The 19169-nt window shown below is 42.7% G+C and carries 16 protein-coding genes; 15 read left to right on the forward strand and 1 reads right to left on the reverse strand.

What is annotated here, in order from left to right; genetic code table 11:
* The first annotated feature begins 26 nt into the window (after positions 1 to 26).
* The 9 genes from BS1321_RS13100 (at position 27) to BS1321_RS13135 (ending at position 11585) form a co-directional block, all read left to right on the forward strand.
* Positions 27 to 1217 (forward strand): acetyl-CoA C-acetyltransferase, encoded by a 1191-nt coding sequence (locus BS1321_RS13100; protein ID WP_063234181.1) that lies wholly within the window; start codon positions 27 to 29, stop codon positions 1215 to 1217.
* A 30-nt stretch (positions 1218 to 1247) separates the two neighbouring features.
* Positions 1248 to 2099: a 3-hydroxybutyryl-CoA dehydrogenase gene (locus BS1321_RS13105; protein WP_063234180.1), complete on the forward strand. Its 852-nt coding sequence runs from the start codon at positions 1248 to 1250 to the stop codon at positions 2097 to 2099.
* A 35-nt stretch (positions 2100 to 2134) separates the two neighbouring features.
* Positions 2135 to 3271, forward strand: coding sequence for an acyl-CoA dehydrogenase (locus BS1321_RS13110; protein ID WP_063234179.1), 1137 nt, complete (start codon positions 2135 to 2137; stop codon positions 3269 to 3271).
* Between the two features lie 26 nt (positions 3272 to 3297).
* The gene (locus tag BS1321_RS13115) at positions 3298 to 4437 is read left to right on the forward strand and encodes an acyl-CoA dehydrogenase (protein ID WP_063234178.1); all 1140 of its coding nucleotides are present in this window, start codon (positions 3298 to 3300) and stop codon (positions 4435 to 4437) included.
* Positions 4438 to 4538: 101 nt separating this feature from the next.
* A complete protein-coding gene (locus BS1321_RS13120) occupies positions 4539 to 5189 on the forward strand; it encodes a TetR/AcrR family transcriptional regulator (protein WP_063234177.1) in 651 nt (216 codons plus the stop codon).
* A gap of 11 nt (positions 5190 to 5200) precedes the next feature.
* The gene (gene icmF, locus BS1321_RS13125; protein WP_063234176.1) at positions 5201 to 8467 is read left to right on the forward strand and encodes a fused isobutyryl-CoA mutase/GTPase IcmF; all 3267 of its coding nucleotides are present in this window, start codon (positions 5201 to 5203) and stop codon (positions 8465 to 8467) included.
* A gap of 138 nt (positions 8468 to 8605) precedes the next feature.
* On the forward strand, positions 8606 to 8767 hold the full coding sequence (locus BS1321_RS27500) for a hypothetical protein (protein ID WP_155726484.1): 162 nt from the start codon (positions 8606 to 8608) through the stop codon (positions 8765 to 8767).
* Between the two features lie 213 nt (positions 8768 to 8980).
* Complete coding sequence (gene rpoE / locus BS1321_RS13130; protein WP_063234175.1) at positions 8981 to 9565, forward strand: DNA-directed RNA polymerase subunit delta; 585 nt, start codon at positions 8981 to 8983, stop codon at positions 9563 to 9565.
* Between the two features lie 412 nt (positions 9566 to 9977).
* A complete protein-coding gene (locus BS1321_RS13135; protein WP_063234174.1) occupies positions 9978 to 11585 on the forward strand; it encodes a CTP synthase in 1608 nt (535 codons plus the stop codon).
* Between the two features lie 265 nt (positions 11586 to 11850).
* On the opposite strand, the gene BS1321_RS13140 is transcribed toward BS1321_RS13135, so the two are convergent.
* Entirely contained in the window at positions 11851 to 12381 is a 531-nt protein-coding gene (locus BS1321_RS13140) for a DUF2529 domain-containing protein (protein WP_063234173.1), read from the reverse strand.
* Positions 12382 to 12696: 315 nt separating this feature from the next.
* Here BS1321_RS13140 and BS1321_RS13145 point away from each other — a divergent pair, with 315 nt between their 5' ends.
* The 6 genes from BS1321_RS13145 (at position 12697) to rho (ending at position 19154) form a co-directional block, all read left to right on the forward strand.
* A complete protein-coding gene (locus BS1321_RS13145) occupies positions 12697 to 13068 on the forward strand; it encodes a response regulator (protein ID WP_034315860.1) in 372 nt (123 codons plus the stop codon).
* 247 nt (positions 13069 to 13315) lie between these two features.
* Positions 13316 to 14173, forward strand: coding sequence for a class II fructose-bisphosphate aldolase (locus BS1321_RS13150; protein ID WP_063234172.1), 858 nt, complete (start codon positions 13316 to 13318; stop codon positions 14171 to 14173).
* 168 nt (positions 14174 to 14341) lie between these two features.
* The gene (gene fsa / locus BS1321_RS13155) at positions 14342 to 14992 is read left to right on the forward strand and encodes a fructose-6-phosphate aldolase (protein WP_063234171.1); all 651 of its coding nucleotides are present in this window, start codon (positions 14342 to 14344) and stop codon (positions 14990 to 14992) included.
* A 208-nt stretch (positions 14993 to 15200) separates the two neighbouring features.
* Positions 15201 to 16484 carry a UDP-N-acetylglucosamine 1-carboxyvinyltransferase gene (locus tag BS1321_RS13160; protein ID WP_063234170.1) on the forward strand — a complete coding sequence of 428 codons (1284 nt, stop codon included), beginning with the start codon at positions 15201 to 15203 and terminating at the stop codon, positions 16482 to 16484.
* A 99-nt stretch (positions 16485 to 16583) separates the two neighbouring features.
* The gene (gene glpX, locus BS1321_RS13165) at positions 16584 to 17546 is read left to right on the forward strand and encodes a class II fructose-bisphosphatase (RefSeq protein WP_063234169.1); all 963 of its coding nucleotides are present in this window, start codon (positions 16584 to 16586) and stop codon (positions 17544 to 17546) included.
* A 318-nt stretch (positions 17547 to 17864) separates the two neighbouring features.
* Positions 17865 to 19154, forward strand: coding sequence for a transcription termination factor Rho (rho, locus tag BS1321_RS13170; protein WP_063234168.1), 1290 nt, complete (start codon positions 17865 to 17867; stop codon positions 19152 to 19154).
* Positions 19155 to 19169: the final 15 nt, after the last annotated feature.

The following is a 19169-nucleotide window of genomic DNA, read 5'->3' on the forward strand; positions in this document are numbered from 1 at the left end:
AATGTTACTTAAAGGAGGAAATAATGATGGCAAAAACAGTGATTATTAGTGGTGTGAGAACACCTTTTGGTAAATTTGGCGGAGGTCTTAGCAGTTTGACAGCATCACAGCTTGGCGGAATAGCAATCAAAGAGGCACTTGAGCGGGCAGGGATTGAAGGCAGCCAGGTAGACGAGGTCATCATGGGAAATGTACTTCAAGCGGGCCAAGGACAAATACCGTCACGGCAGGCGGCTCGTCATGCCGGCATGCCTTGGGAAGTGAAAACAGAAACGATCAATAAAGTGTGCGCATCAGGACTTCGCAGTGTTACATTGGCTGATCAGATCATCCGCTTAGGTGAAGAAGAAATCATTGTTGCCGGTGGGATGGAATCGATGAGCAATGCACCATATATTCTTCCAAAAGCGAGATGGGGCTTAAGGATGGGTGATGCACAGCTGAAGGATACAATGATTTCGGATGGACTTAGCTGCAGCTTTACAGGCGTTCATATGGGCACTTACGGAAACAGCACGGCCGAGGATCTTGAAATCTCCCGGGAGGAACAGGATAGCTGGGCTTATGAAAGTCATCAAAAAGCGATAAAAGCCATCGATGGCGGCATTCTTGCGGAAGAAATCGTTGCCGTACACGTCCCGGTTAGAAAAGGCGAACCAATCACCATTGAACATGATGAAGCCCCAAGAAAAGATACATCTGCTGGGAAGTTAGCTAAATTAGGCCCAGCTTTTAATAACGAGGGCACCATAACGGCAGGAAATGCACCAGGCGTCAATGATGGTGCAGGAGCACTTGTATTGATGAGTGAGGAACGTGCGGAAAAAGAAGGGAAAACGCCTTTTGCTTATATATTAGCTCATGCTGAAGTGGCTGTAGAGGCGAAGGACTTCCCTAAGACACCAGGTTTGGTTATAAATGAACTCCTGAAGAAGACGGGTAAATCTATAGAGGATATTGATCTATTTGAGGTGAACGAAGCATTTGCAGCTGTGGCACTCGCCAGTGGGAAAATTGCCAACATTGAGCCGGGAAAAGTGAATGTTAACGGAGGGGCTGTTGCATTAGGTCATCCAATCGGGGCGAGCGGGGCACGCATCATCATCACGCTGATGCATGAATTGAAACGCCGTGGAGGAGGATTAGGCATTGCAGCGATCTGCAGTGGCGGCGGGCAGGGAGATGCCATACTAATCGAAGTGCCAAAGCAAGGATGATAGTTTCATAGATAATGAGGAGGGATTTTCATGAGCATTCAAAAAGTGATGGTCATTGGCGCGGGACAGATGGGTTCTGGCATTGCCCAGGTTTGCGCAATGAGCGGTTATGAGGTTCTTTTACACGATTTAAAAGATGAATATGTAGAAAAGGGGTTAGGGACAATTACCAAGAACCTTTCCCGGCAAGTTGAAAAAGGGAAAATGGAATCCGAGGAGAAAGATTCAATCCTTTCCCGGTTGACTTCATCGACGGGTTTGAAAAATGCGGCTGCGGTAGATTTAGTGATTGAAGCGGCTGTGGAAAATATGGAGATAAAAACAAAAATTTTCGCAGAGTTGGATGAAATCACGCCACAACATGTAATTCTTGCATCCAATACTTCTTCACTTCCGATTACAGAGATAGCAGCTGCTACAAAAAGACCGGATAAGGTAATTGGCATGCATTTTATGAACCCAGTGCCAGTCATGAAGCTCGTTGAGATCATCCGCGGACTCGCTACAGCGGATGAAGTGTATAAAAAGGTTGAAAATATGGCCGAAACCTTGAACAAGGTACCGGTGGAAGTCAATGATTTCCCGGGTTTTGTAGCGAATCGGATTTTGATGCCGATGATCAATGAGGCCATTTATACCCTTTATGAGGGCGTTGCCACTAAAGAGGCGATTGATGATGTGATGAAGCTAGGAATGAACCATCCGATGGGCCCGCTTACGCTAGCTGACTTCATTGGGCTCGACACATGCTTATACATAATGGAAACCCTTCATCAAGGGTTGGGAGACGATAAATACCGACCGTGTCCCCTGTTAAGGAAATATGTAAAAGCTGGATGGCTAGGCAAGAAGTCAGGACGGGGCTTTTACGAATATAACTAATCATAGAAAGATGTGCAGCTAGGGAGGAATGAAGGATGGATTTCAGGTTTACAGAAGAACAGGAAATGATGCGGAAAATGGTAAGCGCTTTTGCGGAGAATGAGATTACCCCTCATATCGAGGCAATGGAAACAGGCGTGTTTCCAAAAACGATTCTGCAAAAAATGGGTGAGCTTGGTTTGATGGGAATCCCGATTTCAGAAGAATACGGTGGAGCGGGTATGGACTTCATGTCTTATATCATCGCCATCAATGAGATTTCCAAAGTAAGTCCAACTCTTGGTGTCATACTGTCCGTTCATACTTCTGTTGGAACAAATCCAATCGTTTATTTTGGAACGGAAGAGCAGAAGCGAAAGTATGTGCCTAAGTTAGCCGCTGGTAAATATTTAGGCGCCTTTTGCTTGACTGAGCAAAGCTCAGGTTCCGATGCTGCGAGTTTGAAATCGAAGGCAGTGGCAGTAAAGGAAGGCGGAGAATATCGAATAAATGGGTCCAAGGTTTTTATCACCAATGGTGGGGAAGCGGATGTGTTTATTGTTTTTGCTTCAACCGACCCTCAGAAGGGAAGCAAGGGAATCTCTGCTTTTATCGTAGAAAAAGGGACGCCAGGCTTAATCATCGGTAAAGATGAACGTAAAATGGGTCTTCATGGATCGAGCACTGTACAGGTGACGTTCGAGGATATGAAAGTGCCTGATGCCAATCTCTTAGGCAAAGAAGGTGAAGGCTTTAAGATCGCAATGGCCAACTTGGATGCTGGAAGGATAGGCATTGCTGCTCAAGCTCTGGGAATTGCAGAAGGCGCCATGGAACATGCTGTTCAATATGCAAAAGACAGAGTTCAATTTGGCAAACCTATTGCAGCACAACAGGGGATTGGTTTCAAGCTTGCTGAAATGGCAACGAGTATAGAAGCTTCAAGGTTACTCGTGTATCGCGCGGCGTTTTTACGCTCACAGGGATTGAAGTGCGGTAAAGAGGCGGCAATGGCTAAGTTATTCGCTTCGAGGACGGCTGTTGATGTGGCGATAGAAGCAGTCCAAGTGTTCGGAGGCTATGGATATACGATGGAATATCCGGTCGAACGCTATTTCAGGGATGCAAAGGTAACTGAAATTTATGAGGGTACCAGCGAAATACAGAGAATGGTCATCAGTAAGAATCTATAATTACGAAAAATTTGGGGGGCATAGTCATGCAATTTAAACTAACGGAAGAACATGAAATGATCAGGAAAATGGTGCGGAACTTTGCCCAGAATGAAGTGGCTCCTACAGCTGCCGAGAGGGATGAAGAAGAACGATTTGACCGTGAAATTTTTGACAAAATGGCTGAACTTGGATTGACTGGGATTCCGTGGCCGGAGGAATACGGCGGAATTGGAAGCGACTACTTGGCGTATTGTATTGCGATTGAGGAACTTTCCCGCGTATGCGCTTCTACTGGAGTGACTTTATCAGCCCATACTTCACTTGCAGGATGGCCGATATATAAATTTGGATCTGAAGAACAAAAACAAAAATACCTTCGCCCGATGGCACAGGGTGAAAAAATCGGTGCATACGGCCTGACCGAACCTAGCTCAGGCTCAGACGCAGGCGGTATGAGAACGACTGCAAAGCTTGTAGGTGATGAATATATTATCAGCGGTTCAAAAATCTTCATTACGAACGGCGGGATTGCTGATACCTATGTTGTCTTTGCATTGACTGACCCTGAATCGAAACAAAAAGGAACGAGTGCCTTTATCATTGAAAAAGATTTCCCGGGTTTTAGTGTCGGCAAAAAAGAGAAGAAGCTGGGGATCCGTTCATCACCGACCACGGAAATCATTTTTGATGAATGCCGAGTGCCTAAAGAAAATCTCCTTGGTAAAGAAGGAGAGGGCTTTAAAATAGCGATGATGACACTTGATGGCGGACGTAACGGAATTGCCGCCCAGGCTGTTGGGATCGCCCAAGGTGCATTGGATGCCGCGGTGGATTATGCAAAAGAGCGCGTCCAATTTGGCAAGCCAATTTCTGCACAGCAAGGAATCGGTTTTAAATTGGCGGATATGGCAACCGGTGTCGAAGCATCTAGACTATTAACCTATCAGGCTGCATGGTTGGAATCTGTGGGCCTTCCATATGGAAAAGAGTCGGCAATGTCCAAACTTTTTGCTGGAGATACAGCCATGAAAGTGACGACAGAAGCCGTGCAGGTCTTTGGAGGCTATGGATATACAAAGGATTATCCTGTAGAACGGTATATGCGTGATGCGAAAATCACCCAAATCTACGAAGGTACGCAGGAAATTCAAAAGCTGGTCATCTCACGGATGATTACTAAATAGGATTGAAATTGAGGTTTTCCGATGAGGCACCCACCCTTGCCGGAATACCCTTTTCAATTTCTTTGGAAATAAAATGATGGGATTCAAAAAGGAGTTTGAAAATGGAAAAAAGAGAAGTTCTTGCGTCGGTGAAGGATGAGCGGTTGGTAGAAAAAAGGCGTACACAAATGATTAAAGGGGCGGTGACCCTTTTTAAGGAAAAGGGATTTCACCGTACGACAACCCGGGAAATAGCCAAAGCGGCTGGCTTTAGTATTGGCACGCTATACGAGTATATCCGAACCAAGGAAGATATATTATACCTCGTCTGTGACTTTATCTACGATGAAGTCCAGGAAAAGCTTCAGAAAGAAATAGATCAGAGCGATGGGACACTTGAAAGCTTGAAGCTTACGATCGCCTATTTTTATAAAGTGATGGATGATATGCAAGACGAAGTGCTGGTCATGTATCAAGAGGTGAAAGCACTGACGAAAGATGCTTTACCTTATGTATTGAATAAAGAACTTCGGATGGTCGGCATGTTTGAAAAGGTGATAACGAAATGTGTTGAGAATGGGGAGCTCCTGTTGACGGCAAAACAAATAAGCCTTGTTTCTCATAATATTTTCGTTCAGGGACAGATGTGGAGTTTTAGAAGGTGGGCATTGCATAAAGAGTATACGCTTCAAGAATATGTTGAACTGCAGACGCAATTATTGATTCATAATATCTCGCTTCAGAAAAACACTGAAATAAATTCGTTTCAATAAGGAGGAGCTCAATGGGTACAGTTGAGGTGTATAAACCGAAAAACCATATCAGATTCGTGACAGCTTCGAGTTTATTTGATGGACATGATGCATCTATCAACATCATGCGGAGGATCCTTCAGTCCAGCGGCGCGGAAGTTATTCACCTGGGACATAATCGCTCGGTGGAAGAGATCGTGAATGCGGCCATCCAGGAAGATGTCCAAGGCATAGCGATGTCATCCTATCAAGGCGGACATGTGGAATATTTCAAATATATGTATGACCTGTTGAAGGAAAAGGGAGCCGAGCACATTCGGATTTTTGCCGGCGGTGGCGGGGTCATCATTCCGAGGGAAATCAAGGAACTCCATGATTATGGGATTGCCCGTATCTTCTCCCCTGATGAAGGGCGGGAATATGGGCTTCAGGGCATGATAAATGTATTGATGGAGGAGTGTGATTTCTCGACTGTCAAACCATCTTTACAGGAGCGCTTTGATGAACTGGTTGCAGGGGGGACAAATGCCATTGCCCAATTTATTACCTTTGCCGAAAATAGACTGGATGCTTCACAGGAAACAGCGGCCGCGGTGGAGAGTCTTTTTGAGCAGATCAAGACTTCCGAAAAGAAAGTTCCTGTTCTGGGAATTACAGGGACCGGTGGCGCTGGAAAAAGTTCATTGACTGATGAATTGATACGAAGGTTCATTAACGAAATTCCAGACGAGAAAGTCGCCATTCTATCTGTAGACCCGACCAAACAGAAAACGGGCGGTGCCCTGCTTGGTGACAGGATCCGAATGAACTCGATCTTTTCTGAGCGTGTTTATATGCGGAGCCTAGCCACGCGCCATTCAAAAAGTGAGTTGTCTTTGGCAATAAAAGATGCCATTTCAGTCGTGAAGGCAGCTGGCTTCGATTTAATCATCGTCGAAACGAGCGGAATTGGTCAGGGGGATGCAGAAATTGCTGAGATATGCGATGTATCCATGTATGTAATGACGAGTGAATTTGGTGCTCCTTCGCAACTTGAAAAAATCGATATGATTGATTATGCAGACTTGATAGTCATTAACAAATACGAGCGCAAAGGCTCCGAGGATGCAAAAAACCAAGTTCAAAAGCAATACCAAAGAAGCCGTACACTTTTTGACCAAGATCCATCTGAAATGCCAGTATATGGTACAATCGCTTCCCAATTCAATGACCCAGGCACCAATGCATTATTCGCTGCACTGATTGAAAAGCTTAATGAAAAATCAGGGACGGGATGGAGTACGTCCTTTTCGAAAGAAGCGGATGTTTACAAGCAAAATGTCATCATTCCTACTGACCGTCGGTATTATCTACGTGAAATCAGTGATACGGTCAGATCGTATCATAAGCGTGCGGCTGAACAAGTACGTATTGCCCGGAGGCTTTTCCAACTTGAAGGAGCAATTGATGCAATAAAGGAAAATGATAACAACGACGATATGGTGGCTTCTTTAGAAAAACTGAAAAAGGAAACCGCTTCGAATTTATCACCTGAATCTAAAAAAATCCTTTCTGGGTGGATGGATTTAAAAGAAAAGTATGCAGGGGAGCAGTTTGTAACGAAAGTCAGGGATAAAGAAATCGTCACAAAGCTGAAAACTAAAAGTTTATCAGGTTTAATGATTCCGAGAGTATCACTGCCTAAATATGTGGATTATGGAGAGATCTTAGGATGGGTATTCCGTGAGAACGTTCCGGGATTCTTTCCTTACACAGCGGGAGTCTTTCCATTCAAGCGTGAAGGGGAAGACCCGAAGCGGCAATTTGCCGGTGAAGGATCGCCCGACCGAACCAACAGGCGTTTCCATTATTTATCAAAGGATGATAATGCTAAACGGCTAAGTACGGCTTTCGATTCTGTAACTTTATATGGCGAGGACCCTGATCACCGGCCTGATATCTATGGAAAGGTAGGGGAAAGCGGAGTCAGCATCTGTACGTTGGATGACATGAAAAAGCTGTATGCAGGCTTTGACCTTTGCCACCCCTCAACCTCTGTATCAATGACCATCAATGGACCGGCACCAATCATTTTGGCCATGTATATGAATACTGCAGTCGATCAGCAGATTCAACGGAAAGAAGAAGAGTTAGGCCGTCCCCTTACGGATGCCGAGGCTGAAGAAGTGCAGGCTTTTACCCTTCAAACGGTACGCGGAACTGTTCAAGCGGATATTCTGAAAGAGGACCAAGGTCAGAATACATGCATCTTCTCTACGGAATTTGCTTTAAGGTTAATGGGGGACATTCAAGCATATTTCATTGATCGGAAAGTCAGGAACTACTACTCTGTATCCATTTCTGGCTATCACATTGCAGAAGCGGGTGCCAACCCCATTTCACAGCTGGCTTTTACATTAGCTAATGGCTTTACTTACATCGAATATTATTTAAGTCGCGGAATGAATATTGATGACTTTGCCCCGAATTTGTCGTTCTTCTTCTCAAATGGGCTCGACCCGGAATATACGGTTATCGGGAGGGTGGCAAGAAGGATTTGGGCGACAGTCATGCGGGATAAATATGGTGCGAATGACCGTAGCCAGAAGCTCAAATACCATATACAGACTTCTGGGCGCTCCCTTCATGCGCAAGAAATTGATTTTAATGATATCAGAACGACACTTCAGGCATTAATGGCACTACAGGACAACTGTAACTCCCTGCATACTAATGCGTATGATGAAGCCATCACGACCCCTACTGAAGAATCCGTGCGCCGGGCAATGGCCATACAAATGATCATTACAAAGGAGCATGGTCTCTCAAAAAATGAAAATCCGATGCAAGGTGCCTTCATCGTAGAGGAATTGACGGATCTGGTTGAAGAGGCCGTACTGCAAGAGTTCGATCGCATCAATGATCGAGGCGGTGTGCTGGGGGCAATGGAGACGCAGTATCAGCGCGGGAAAATCCAGGATGAATCGATGCATTACGAAATGAAAAAGCATACGGGAGAATTGCCGATCATTGGTGTCAATACCTATTTGAACCCAAACCCTCCTTCCGAAGAAGCAGTGAACAGCATGGAAATTGCCCGTGCAACAAAGGAAGAAAAGGAAGGGCAAATCATAAATCTCCGGGCATTCCAGGAAAGAAATGAGGCGTTCACGGATGAGGCGCTAACTAAACTGAAATTGGCAGCCATGAATGGGGAAAATATCTTTGCTGAACTCATGAACTGCGTGAGAGTGGCCAGTCTGGGTCAGATAACGAGGGCGCTATATGATGTAGGCGGTCAATATCGAAGAAATATGTAAACTAAGAAGGGGGCTCCGAACGTTTAGGGGCCTCTTTTTTAAATAATTTCCGTCTTTTTTAACAAAATGAAGATTTTACCTTATAATTATTTGGAAAAGGGGTAAAAATGAAGAATCAGCCCTATTGGAGTTGAGAAAATGAACCTGAAAATGATTGGATTAATCATAGGTTACATTCTTGCCATCATTTTTTTATTTGAGCTGTATGAGCATCAACTGGGAGCCATTTCTTTTTTTATCCTGACTGTTGTCTTTTTTACGGCAGCCTACCGTCAGAAATCCAAAAAGAAAAAGGAATGATTTTATCTTTTAGTGTTTCCTGTGAATGATAGACAATAAGGTAAATCTGTGAAAGTATCATATAGAACTAGCATAAACCCATTTAGATTGTTTATAATGGAGTATATGTCTAGCAGGAATTGTCGTTATTTTATCGAACTACTGTTTTAGATTATTTTTTTATGTGAAAAAACACGGAATTTAGTGTTTGAATAGAGAAGGGAAGTGCGGAATTTGAGTTTAAAACAATACTCAAAAGAGCAATTATTGGAAATGTCCTTAATAGAGATGGCATATGATTTGTTAGTGGAAAGAAATGAACCGATTCCATTTAAAGACTTAATAAGTGAATTAGCTTCGCTGCACCATTTATCTAAAGCGGAAGTGGAAAAGAAAATTGCACAATTCTATACGGATTTAAATGTGGATGGCCGCTTCACTTCACTTGGGGACAACCGCTGGGGATTGAAAACATGGTACCCGGTTGACCAAATCGAAGAAGAAGTCGTACATGTTGTAAAACCTAAAAAGAAAAAGAAAGCCAAAAAGGCTGCTGTCGTTATCGACGATTTCGATGAACTTGAAGACGAAGACCTTGACTTTGAAGAAGATATCGATGATCTGGACGAGGATGACGATGATGACGATGATGATATTCTAGGTTCTCCAGTCATCGATGAAGTGCTTTTGGATGATGACGTGGATGATGACGACGATCTGGAAGAAGAAATAATCGAAGATGATGCATTTGTCCTGGAAGATGATGAGGATGAAGACGAAGATGATTTGGATGACTTGGATAAAGAGGATGAGAAATAAATAATCGCCCTTGACTTTTTGAGGCGAAATTTGTAGAATCATTTTTGGGCTCCTTAAAAAAGGACACAATGATTAAATTATATCGCTCCCTTACTTTTATTGTAAGCGGAGCGTTTTTGTTTTTAATGATGGAATGAATAAATGACATCATTTTTTTATTTTTAAAAATGATTTCTCGTAGAATTGTAAAAACTATAGAGAACCTATTTATGTTTACTGTCATTTAAGGAAATTTATTCTTGTTCATGTATCCTGCATGACTCTCACTAAAGACCTTTAAGTGATTAATGGTTTGTACTGGTTTACGGCTTTTAGCTTTTAACCGCTCATGTGGCGGAAGATTTGATTCAGGTTCCGATTTAATGATGTGAAGAAAAGAATTGGAAGAAAACATTCTATAGGAGGATATAAGATGACAAAATATATTTTTGTGACAGGTGGAGTAGTTTCTTCCTTGGGAAAAGGGATAACGGCCGCTTCTTTAGGTAGATTATTAAAAAATAGGGGATTGAATGTTACGATCCAGAAGTTTGACCCTTATATCAACTTGGATCCTGGTACGATGAGTCCATATCAACATGGTGAAGTGTTTGTAACGGATGATGGTGCTGAAACGGATTTGGATTTGGGGCACTATGAGCGTTTCATTGATATCAACCTTGGTAAACACAGCAATGTGACTACAGGCAGAATTTATTCAACCGTCCTGAGAAAAGAACGCCGTGGCGATTATCTAGGTGGAACGGTTCAAGTCATTCCCCATATCACGAATGAAATTAAAGAACGGGTTTTCCGTTCAGGTAATGAAACGAATGCCGATATAGTCATCACTGAAATTGGCGGTACTGTAGGGGATATTGAGTCTCTTCCATTCCTTGAAGCGATTCGCCAAATCAAGAGTGATATCGGCATCAATAATGTTATGTATATCCACTGTACACTGGTTCCTTACATCAAAGCTGCTGGTGAAATGAAAACAAAACCGACACAGCATAGTGTAAAAGAATTACGCAGTCTTGGTATTCAGCCAAATATCATCGTTGCCCGTACAGAAAGTCCGATTTCACAAGATATGAAGGATAAAATCGCTTTATTCTGCGATATCGATAAAAATTCTGTTATCGAATGTCTTGATGCGGATACACTTTACTCCATCCCTCTTGCGCTTCAAGCACAAAATATGGACCAAATCGTTTGTGATCACTTGCAATTGGACTGTGGCGAAGCGGATATGGAAGATTGGAAGGAACTAGTTAAAAAGGTTACTTCTTTATCAAAGAAAACGAAAATCGCCTTAGTCGGAAAATATGTTGAATTGCAAGATGCTTATCTTTCTGTAGTGGAAGCACTTAAGCATGCAGGTTACGCATTTGATGCAGATGTTGAAATCGACTGGGTGAATTCCGAAGATGTAACAAAAGAAAATGTTGCTGAACTTCTTCAAGGTGCAGATGGAATCCTTGTCCCTGGCGGTTTTGGAGATCGTGGAATCGAAGGGAAAATTGCAGCGACCGAATTTGCCCGCACGACCAAAACACCATTCTTCGGAATTTGCTTAGGCATGCAGTTGGCATCCATTGAGTATGCACGCAACGTCTTGGGATTGCCAGAAGCACATTCAGCAGAAATTAATGAAAATACTCCAGATCCAATCATCGATCTTCTTCCTGAGCAGAAGGATGTAGAAGATTTGGGCGGTACACTGCGTCTTGGTCTGTATCCATGTAAGCTTATCGAAGGAACTAAAGCATACGAAGCGTATAATGACGAGGTTGTTTATGAACGTCACCGTCACCGTTATGAATTCAATAACCACTACCGTCAGGCTATGGAAGAGGCAGGATTCGTGTTCTCTGGTACAAGTCCAGATGGTCGTCTAGTTGAAATCGTTGAACTGAAAGATCATCCTTGGTTTGTGGCTTCTCAATTCCATCCGGAATTCACGTCACGTCCTAACCGTCCACAACCGCTATTCCGTGACTTTGTCGGAATGTCATTAAAGCGCGGCAAAAATCTTTAATAAACAAAAAAACAGCCCATGGGGCTGTTTCAGACTGTAGGCAAACTCGATGAAAATCGAGTTTGCCTACAGTTTTTTTATGGCTTGTACAATTTGGACGTTGATTTTCATTCCAGGCACTCGCTTTCCGCGGGAGGTCATGGAGCCTCCTCGGCTTGAGCCTGCGGGGTCTTCAAGATGCGCTTTTCCGCACCTTCCTCTCCAATCAACTTTGTTATAACATTTACTAATCATACCTGAGGATTTGAAGGTTTAGATGAATTTATCATTCTTCATCTTCATATTCTTTTATGATTTCTTCAAGAGTGAATTTAATCCCATAATAAGCGAAAAGAGCGGCAATGAGGGTAGGGAACCCATATCGATTTCCGGTTTCATCGGGAATCAACCCCCGTTGGATACGTAAATCAATATGAACGTCAGCCAACTCCAAAAGAGAATCTTCTTCAGAAGCGACGGATGTAGAAACCGCAACAAATGGGATATCTTTTTCCTTGAGTTGTTTTGCCAGCAACACCGCTTCTGAATCATCCGAATGGCGGCTGAATATAAGAAATCGATCTTCCCTGGAAATAGTTTCTCCTAATTCATATCTTTTTGCCTTAGGAAAGGGTTCTGCCCCGTCCAAAGCCTCGGCAGTGACGCCTTGCATTTCACCAAAACCATGAATGAAAACGGAACCATCCCCAACCGCAGCCTGAGCCAGCAAGCGTCCGGCATCTTCCATTTCAAAGGCTTCATTTTCAATCATTTTTTTAAATAAACCGCTTATCTGTGTCGAGAAAATTTTTAACATGATTAGGGACTCCTTTAAAAATAATATACTTAGTATAAATGACTTTCCTTTGCATTGACAGGTTTCAGGGTTTTTGATCCAAAGTGCTGAATTTACTAAATCGGTCGAAAAAACAAAAAAATTAAAATTCCTTTTAGCCATACAGCAGGAATTTTGTTACAATTATCGAATATGAACATAGAATTCATGAATGGATTAAATGCGTTGGACCACAAGTAATTTAACGCAATCTATGTAACTACCCTTTTTCGGGTAATATGGCCGAATAGGCCAATATATTTAAATTGATGAATCGGGAAGGGGAGAGGTGATAAAATGCCAGGGAAAATATTGATTGTTGATGATCAATTCGGGATTCGTATTTTATTGAATGAGGTTTTACATAAAGAAGGGTATGAAACATTTCAAGCCGCTAATGGCATTCAAGCCTTGGAAGTGCTAAATAATCATTCACCTGATCTTGTATTGCTGGATATGAAGATTCCGGGAATGGATGGCATTGAGATCTTGAAAAGGATGAAAGTCGTCGATCCGGACATCCGGGTCATAATCATGACGGCATATGGTGAACTTGATATGATTCAAGAAGCAAAGGATTTAGGGGCAATGACACATTTTGCAAAGCCGTTTGATATTGATGATATTAGAAAAGCCGTTCGTGAATACTTGCCGATTCAATCAAGTTAACGGTCTTGAAAATTTAATATTATTGACGGAGAAGTTGCCGCGGCTATCTTTTTTTAGATGGGCCGTGTTTTTTTGGAATAAAATTTGAGGCTTGCTATAGTGTAATTGTTGCTGTTTTTTTGATGTATTGATATGCTAAAAGAGGAGAGATATTCTGATTTATAAGCGTATGCTACGTTGTTTTTAGGGAATATCTAGAAAGAAATAACTTTAAAAATTATAACACCCACTAGTAGGAGGAAATCAAATGCCTTTAGTTTCTATGAAAGATATGCTGAATAAAGCCCTTGAGGAAAAATATGCGGTAGGTCAATTCAATATCAATAACCTTGAATGGACTCAAGCTATTCTAGCTGCTGCAGAACAAGAAAAATCTCCAGTTATCCTTGGTGTTTCCGAAGGTGCTGCCCGTCATATGGGTGGTTTTAAAACGACTGTCATGATGGTTCAAGGATTGTTGGAAGACATGAAAATCACTGTTCCTGTGGCCATTCACCTTGACCATGGTTCAAGTTTTGATAAATGTAAGGAAGCTATCGAAGCCGGATTCACTTCAGTAATGATCGATGCTTCACATCATCCAATCGAAGAAAATATTGAAACAACCAAGAAGGTTGTCGAATTCGCTCACGCACGGAATGTTTCGGTTGAAGCGGAAGTGGGCACGGTTGGCGGACAAGAAGATGATGTAATCGCTGATGGAGTCGTATATGCAGACCCTCAAGAATGTGAACAGTTAGTTAAAGAAACGAATGTCGACTGTTTTGCTCCAGCTTTGGGATCCGTTCACGGACCATACAAAGGTGAACCTGACCTAGGCTATAAAGAAATGGAAGAAGTACGGGATTTAACGAACAAACCTCTTGTTCTTCATGGCGGTACAGGCATCCCTACAAAAGATATCCAAAAAGCGATTTCTCTTGGAACATCAAAAATCAATGTGAATACGGAAAATCAAATTGTGTTCACAAAAGCGGTTCGTGAAATTCTGAATAACGATTCTGAAGTGTACGATCCTCGTAAATACATGGTTCCTGGCCGTGAAGCTATTAAAGAAACTGTCATCGGCAAAATACGTGAATTCGGTTCAAACGGCAAAGCATAATTTCAAACGTATTAAATGTAAGATGATAAAGGTAATATTCCCATTGGGGGGGTCCCCCCTAATGGTTTCTTTTAGATGCAGGGCTGAATCCGGGCTCTATTTTTCGAACAATTAGAATTCAGAGACATATAGAGAAATAAAAAATCGATTACATACGGAGGATATTTTATGAAATTCTTTATAGATACAGCAAACATGGAAGAAATCAAACAAGCCCACGAACTTGGCGTTTTAGCAGGTGTTACGACTAACCCGTCCCTTGTTGCAAGAGAAAAGGGAGTTTCTTTCCATGACCGGCTAAAAGAAATCACAAGTCTTGTTAAGGAATCCGTTTCTGCTGAAGTCATTGCGCTTGATTTTGAAGGAATGATGGCTGAAGCCAAGGAACTTGTTGCGATTGCACCTAATATCACGATTAAAGTGCCAATGACTCCGGACGGCTTGAAGGCTGTTTCAGCACTTACAAAACAAGGTGTCAAAACAAATGTCACGCTTATTTTCAGTGCCAACCAAGCATTATTGGCAGCTAGGGCAGGAGCAACTTATGTATCGCCATTTTTAGGACGCTTGGATGACATCGGCCAAAATGGTCTGGATTTAATTTCGGATATTGCTGACATATTTGCGATCCATGATATCAACGCTGAGATCATTGCAGCTTCCATCCGCCATCCGATGCATATTACAGAAGCGGCTCTTAAAGGGGCACATATTGCAACGATCCCTTATAAAGTTTTAATCCAATTATTCCACCACCCATTAACGGATAAAGGGATTGAAGCTTTCTTGAACGATTGGAATTCACGCACTGAAGCATAATGCCTTGCCGCTAAGTCGCTATAGATTGCACCTTTTTAATAAAATTAACATAAATTAGAAATTTTTATCTTTTTTTTACATGAATTTTCTACTTTTGTGTAAACTAAAGAACTAGATAGTAAATGTTGTCGGATTATGCAATTTCCTTGTGGTAAAATATTACTTTTTAAAGTAGCTTCTAAGTGCTTAGCGTGGAAGGGAGTTTATTATGGAAAAACTTAAAATTGCCGGTGGCTACCCTCTAAAGGGAAGCATTCGTGTCAGCGGAGCAAAAAATAGTGCGGTTGCCCTTATTCCAGCAACAATTTTAGCGGACTCTCCCGTAACGATTGAAGGCCTGCCTGATATCTCGGATGTACAGATGCTGAAAGAGTTAATGGAGGAAATTGGCGGTGAGGTATCCTTTGATGAAGGAGAAATGACAGTCAACCCTAGCAGGATGATTTCAATGCCTCTTCCTAATGGAAGGGTCAAGAAGTTACGTGCCTCTTATTATTTAATGGGGGCAATGCTTGGTAAATTCAAAAAGGCAGTGATCGGCTTGCCTGGAGGCTGCCATTTAGGACCCCGTCCGATAGATCAGCATATTAAGGGCTTCGAAGCACTAGGCGCACAAGTGACGAATGAACAAGGAGCCATTTACCTTAGGGCGGACGAGCTACGGGGAGCCCGCATCTATTTGGATGTCGTTAGTGTAGGGGCAACGATCAACATCATGCTTGCCGCCGTTTTGGCCAAAGGCCGCACTGTGATTGAAAACGCTGCGAAAGAACCGGAAATCATCGATGTTGCCACATTGTTGACCAATATGGGAGCGAAAATAAAGGGTGCTGGAACGGATATCATTCGTATTGATGGTGTGGAAAGTTTGCATGGGTGCAAGCATACGATCATACCGGATCGGATTGAAGCCGGTACTTTCATGATTTTAGCCGCTGCTGTCGGTGAAGGAATTCTGATCGATAATGTCATTCCCCAGCATTTGGAGTCATTGACTGCCAAATTAAGGGAAATGGGGATTAATATTGAAGCGGGTGATGACCAGATATTTGTCTCACCGGGAGAAAACTATAAATCCGTTGATATCAAGACGTTGGTTTACCCTGGATTCCCAACGGATCTTCAGCAACCTTTCACTTCCCTTTTAACAAAAGCAAGCGGTTCTAGTATGGTGACCGATACGATATACGGGGCACGATTTAAGCATATTGATGAACTGCGACGCATGAATGCGAAGATCAAAGTCGAGGGCAGAGCAGGCATTGTCGATGGTCCTGTCCAACTTCATGGGGCAAAAGTGAAGGCAAGCGATTTACGTGCCGGAGCAGCTCTGGTAATTGCCGGTTTAATGGCTGAAGGGATTACAGAAGTGACCGGGCTTGAACATATAGATCGCGGATATAGCCATCTTGTTGAAAAACTTTCAGGTTTGGGAGCGACGATTTGGCGTGAAGAAATGACCCAAGAAGAAGTGGAGCAGCTTAAAAGCTGATCCCTTTTCTTGTTACCTCATTGTGTTACTATATATGATATAATGTGTTATACTAATATATAAATAAATCATGCTAGTGTACATGAGGGGGAACCGGAAATGGAAAGAAGTTTATCGATGGAGCTTGTCCGCGTAACAGAGGCGGCGGCACTGAATTCAGCTCGTTGGATGGGAAGAGGAAAGAAAGACGAAGCAGATGATGCAGCAACAACTGCAATGCGGGATGTTTTCAATACTATTCCCATGCAAGGAACGGTTGTAATCGGTGAAGGGGAAATGGATGAAGCGCCAATGCTTTATATTGGCGAAAAACTTGGTACAGGTCTTGGGCCACTAGTGGATGTTGCGGTTGATCCTTTAGAAGGTACGAACATCGTTGCATCTGGCGGCTGGAATGCATTGGCTGTATTGGCGATAGCCGATAAGGGGAACTTGCTTCATGCCCCGGATATGTATATGGATAAAATAGCCGTTGGACCCGAGGCTGTTGGTCAGATTGATATCAATGCTTCCGTATTGGACAACCTGAAAGCGGTAGCCAAGGCAAAAAATAAAGATATCCAAGACGTGGTTGCTACTGTATTGAACCGCGATCGTCATTCGAAGATCATTCATGAACTTCGTGAGGCAGGGGCACGTATCAAGTTGATCAACGATGGAGACGTAGCAGGAGCCATAAATACGGCTTTCGATCTTACTGGTGTTGATATCTTATTCGGATCTGGCGGAGCTCCAGAGGGAGTTATTGCAGCCGTTGCTTTGAAATGCCTTGGAGGGGAAATTCAAGGTAAGCTGGTTCCTCATAGTGATGAAGAAGTGGAACGCTGTGGGAAAATGGGCCTTGATTTAGGAAAAGTCCTCAGAATGGAAGATCTTGTTCGCGGAGATGACGCAATTTTTGCTGCAACAGGTGTGACTGATGGAGAACTTTTACGCGGTGTACAATTTAAAGGGCATTACGGCGAAACACAATCCGTAGTCATGCGTGCTAAATCTGGAACCGTTCGATTCATCGATGGGCGTCACAGTCTTAAAATTAAACCGAATGGTTTGATCGACTGATAGCGTTTTTTAGAAAAATCACTTTTAAAAAGCGAGCGGTTTCATCGCTCGCTTTCTCTTTTAAAAAATTTAAGTTGAATAATTAAAATAAAAAAAGTAAAATAAAGCTTGGTCTACTATTAATAATTTAAAATCTGCCCTTTCACTCCAAACTTCAAGAAGCCTTCAAATAATTTTCTTCTTTACATGTAAAAATGTATCATCCTTTCTAAGAAAACTCTGGTCGGGTACATGGATTGCGGTTTTTCTTCCATCTAACAAACCATTTCTTTTTCAGTATGGGTGAAAACGTTTAATTAATAAAAGTGTGGTGTCATAATGAATTTAACTATTTCTAATTTAGAAAACATGAAACTAAAGGATCTCTATGAGCACGCGCGTGAATATAAAGTTTCCTATTACAGCAAACTTTCAAAAAAGGAACTTATTTTCGCTATCCTGAAAGCGCAAGCTGAGCAGGATGGTCTCCTATTCATGGAGGGCGTTTTAGAGATCATCCCTTCAGAGGGCTTTGGTTTCCTGCGTCCAATTAATTATTCTCCAAGCTCGGAGGATATTTATATTTCTGCTTCACAGATCCGCAGATTCGATTTACGAAATGGAGATAAAGTGTCCGGTAAGGTAAGGCCTCCAAAAGAAAACGAGCGCTATTATGGATTGCTGCATGTTGAAGCAGTCAATGGCGATAATCCGGAATCAGCTAAAGAGCGTGTCCACTTTCCAGGTTTAACACCGCTGTATCCAAACAGGCAAATTAAACTGGAAACGACACCGAAGAATATATCAACCAGGATTATGGATGTTCTGGCTCCGGTCGGTTTTGGACAGCGTGGTCTGATCGTTGCACCGCCAAAAGCCGGTAAAACGATGCTCATCAAAGAAATTGCCAATGCGATAACCACAAACCATCCCGAATCGGAATTGATTGTGCTGTTGATCGATGAACGCCCGGAAGAAGTGACAGACATTGAACGTTCCGTTGCAGGAGACGTGGTAAGTTCAACTTTTGATGAAGTGCCGGAAAACCATATCAAGGTGGCTGAGTTGGTGTTAGAACGAGCCATGCGCCTTGTGGAACATAAACGGGATGTTATCATTTTAATGGACAGCATCACTCGACTTGCCCGTGCTTACAACCTTGTCATTCCGCCAAGCGGGCGTACACTATCAGGGGGTATTGACCCTGCTGCATTCCACCGTCCAAAACGCTTTTTCGGCGCTGCGAGGAATATCGAGGAAGGCGGCAGCTTGACGATCCTTGCTACAGCATTGGTAGATACGGGTTCAAGAATGGACGATGTCATTTATGAAGAATTTAAAGGTACGGGCAATATGGAGCTGCATTTAGATCGTGCCCTTGCCGAAAGACGCATCTTCCCGGCCATCGATATTCGTCGCTCAGGCACTCGTAAAGAAGAATTGTTAATTCCGAAAGATCGCCTGGATAAACTATGGGCGATTAGGAAAACGATGTCAGATTCACCTGATTTCTCGGAGAAATTCCTTCGCCGTCTTAAACAGACAAAAGGTAATGAAGAATTTTTCAGTAAGCTGGATGAAGAGATGTCAGAAATGAAAAAGGGTCCAGCGAGCGTAAAACGTTCTTAAACCCTGTAAGAAACA

Origin of the sequence: Peribacillus simplex NBRC 15720 = DSM 1321 (assembly GCF_002243645.1) — a bacterium.
Taxonomy (GTDB): domain Bacteria; phylum Bacillota; class Bacilli; order Bacillales; family DSM-1321; genus Peribacillus; species Peribacillus simplex.

Bases quoted from the DNA above. Each gene is read 5' to 3' on its own strand.
- glpX (WP_063234169.1), top strand. From the start codon at position 16,584: ATGGAAAGAAGTTTATCGATGGAGCTTGTCCGCGTAACAGAGGCGGCG.
- BS1321_RS13150 (WP_063234172.1), top strand. From the start codon at position 13,316: ATGCCTTTAGTTTCTATGAAAGATATGCTGAATAAAGCCCTTGAGGAA.
- rho (WP_063234168.1), top strand. From the start codon at position 17,865: ATGAATTTAACTATTTCTAATTTAGAAAACATGAAACTAAAGGATCTC.
- BS1321_RS13100 (WP_063234181.1), top strand. From the start codon at position 27: ATGGCAAAAACAGTGATTATTAGTGGTGTGAGAACACCTTTTGGTAAA.
- icmF (WP_063234176.1), top strand. From the start codon at position 5,201: ATGGGTACAGTTGAGGTGTATAAACCGAAAAACCATATCAGATTCGTG.
- BS1321_RS13105 (WP_063234180.1), top strand. From the start codon at position 1,248: ATGAGCATTCAAAAAGTGATGGTCATTGGCGCGGGACAGATGGGTTCT.
- BS1321_RS13135 (WP_063234174.1), top strand. From the start codon at position 9,978: ATGACAAAATATATTTTTGTGACAGGTGGAGTAGTTTCTTCCTTGGGA.
- BS1321_RS27500 (WP_155726484.1), top strand. From the start codon at position 8,606: ATGAACCTGAAAATGATTGGATTAATCATAGGTTACATTCTTGCCATC.
- BS1321_RS13110 (WP_063234179.1), top strand. From the start codon at position 2,135: ATGGATTTCAGGTTTACAGAAGAACAGGAAATGATGCGGAAAATGGTA.
- fsa (WP_063234171.1), top strand. From the start codon at position 14,342: ATGAAATTCTTTATAGATACAGCAAACATGGAAGAAATCAAACAAGCC.
- BS1321_RS13160 (WP_063234170.1), top strand. From the start codon at position 15,201: ATGGAAAAACTTAAAATTGCCGGTGGCTACCCTCTAAAGGGAAGCATT.
- BS1321_RS13115 (WP_063234178.1), top strand. From the start codon at position 3,298: ATGCAATTTAAACTAACGGAAGAACATGAAATGATCAGGAAAATGGTG.
- BS1321_RS13120 (WP_063234177.1), top strand. From the start codon at position 4,539: ATGGAAAAAAGAGAAGTTCTTGCGTCGGTGAAGGATGAGCGGTTGGTA.
- BS1321_RS13145 (WP_034315860.1), top strand. From the start codon at position 12,697: ATGCCAGGGAAAATATTGATTGTTGATGATCAATTCGGGATTCGTATT.
- BS1321_RS13140 (WP_063234173.1), bottom strand. From the start codon at position 12,381: ATGTTAAAAATTTTCTCGACACAGATAAGCGGTTTATTTAAAAAAATG.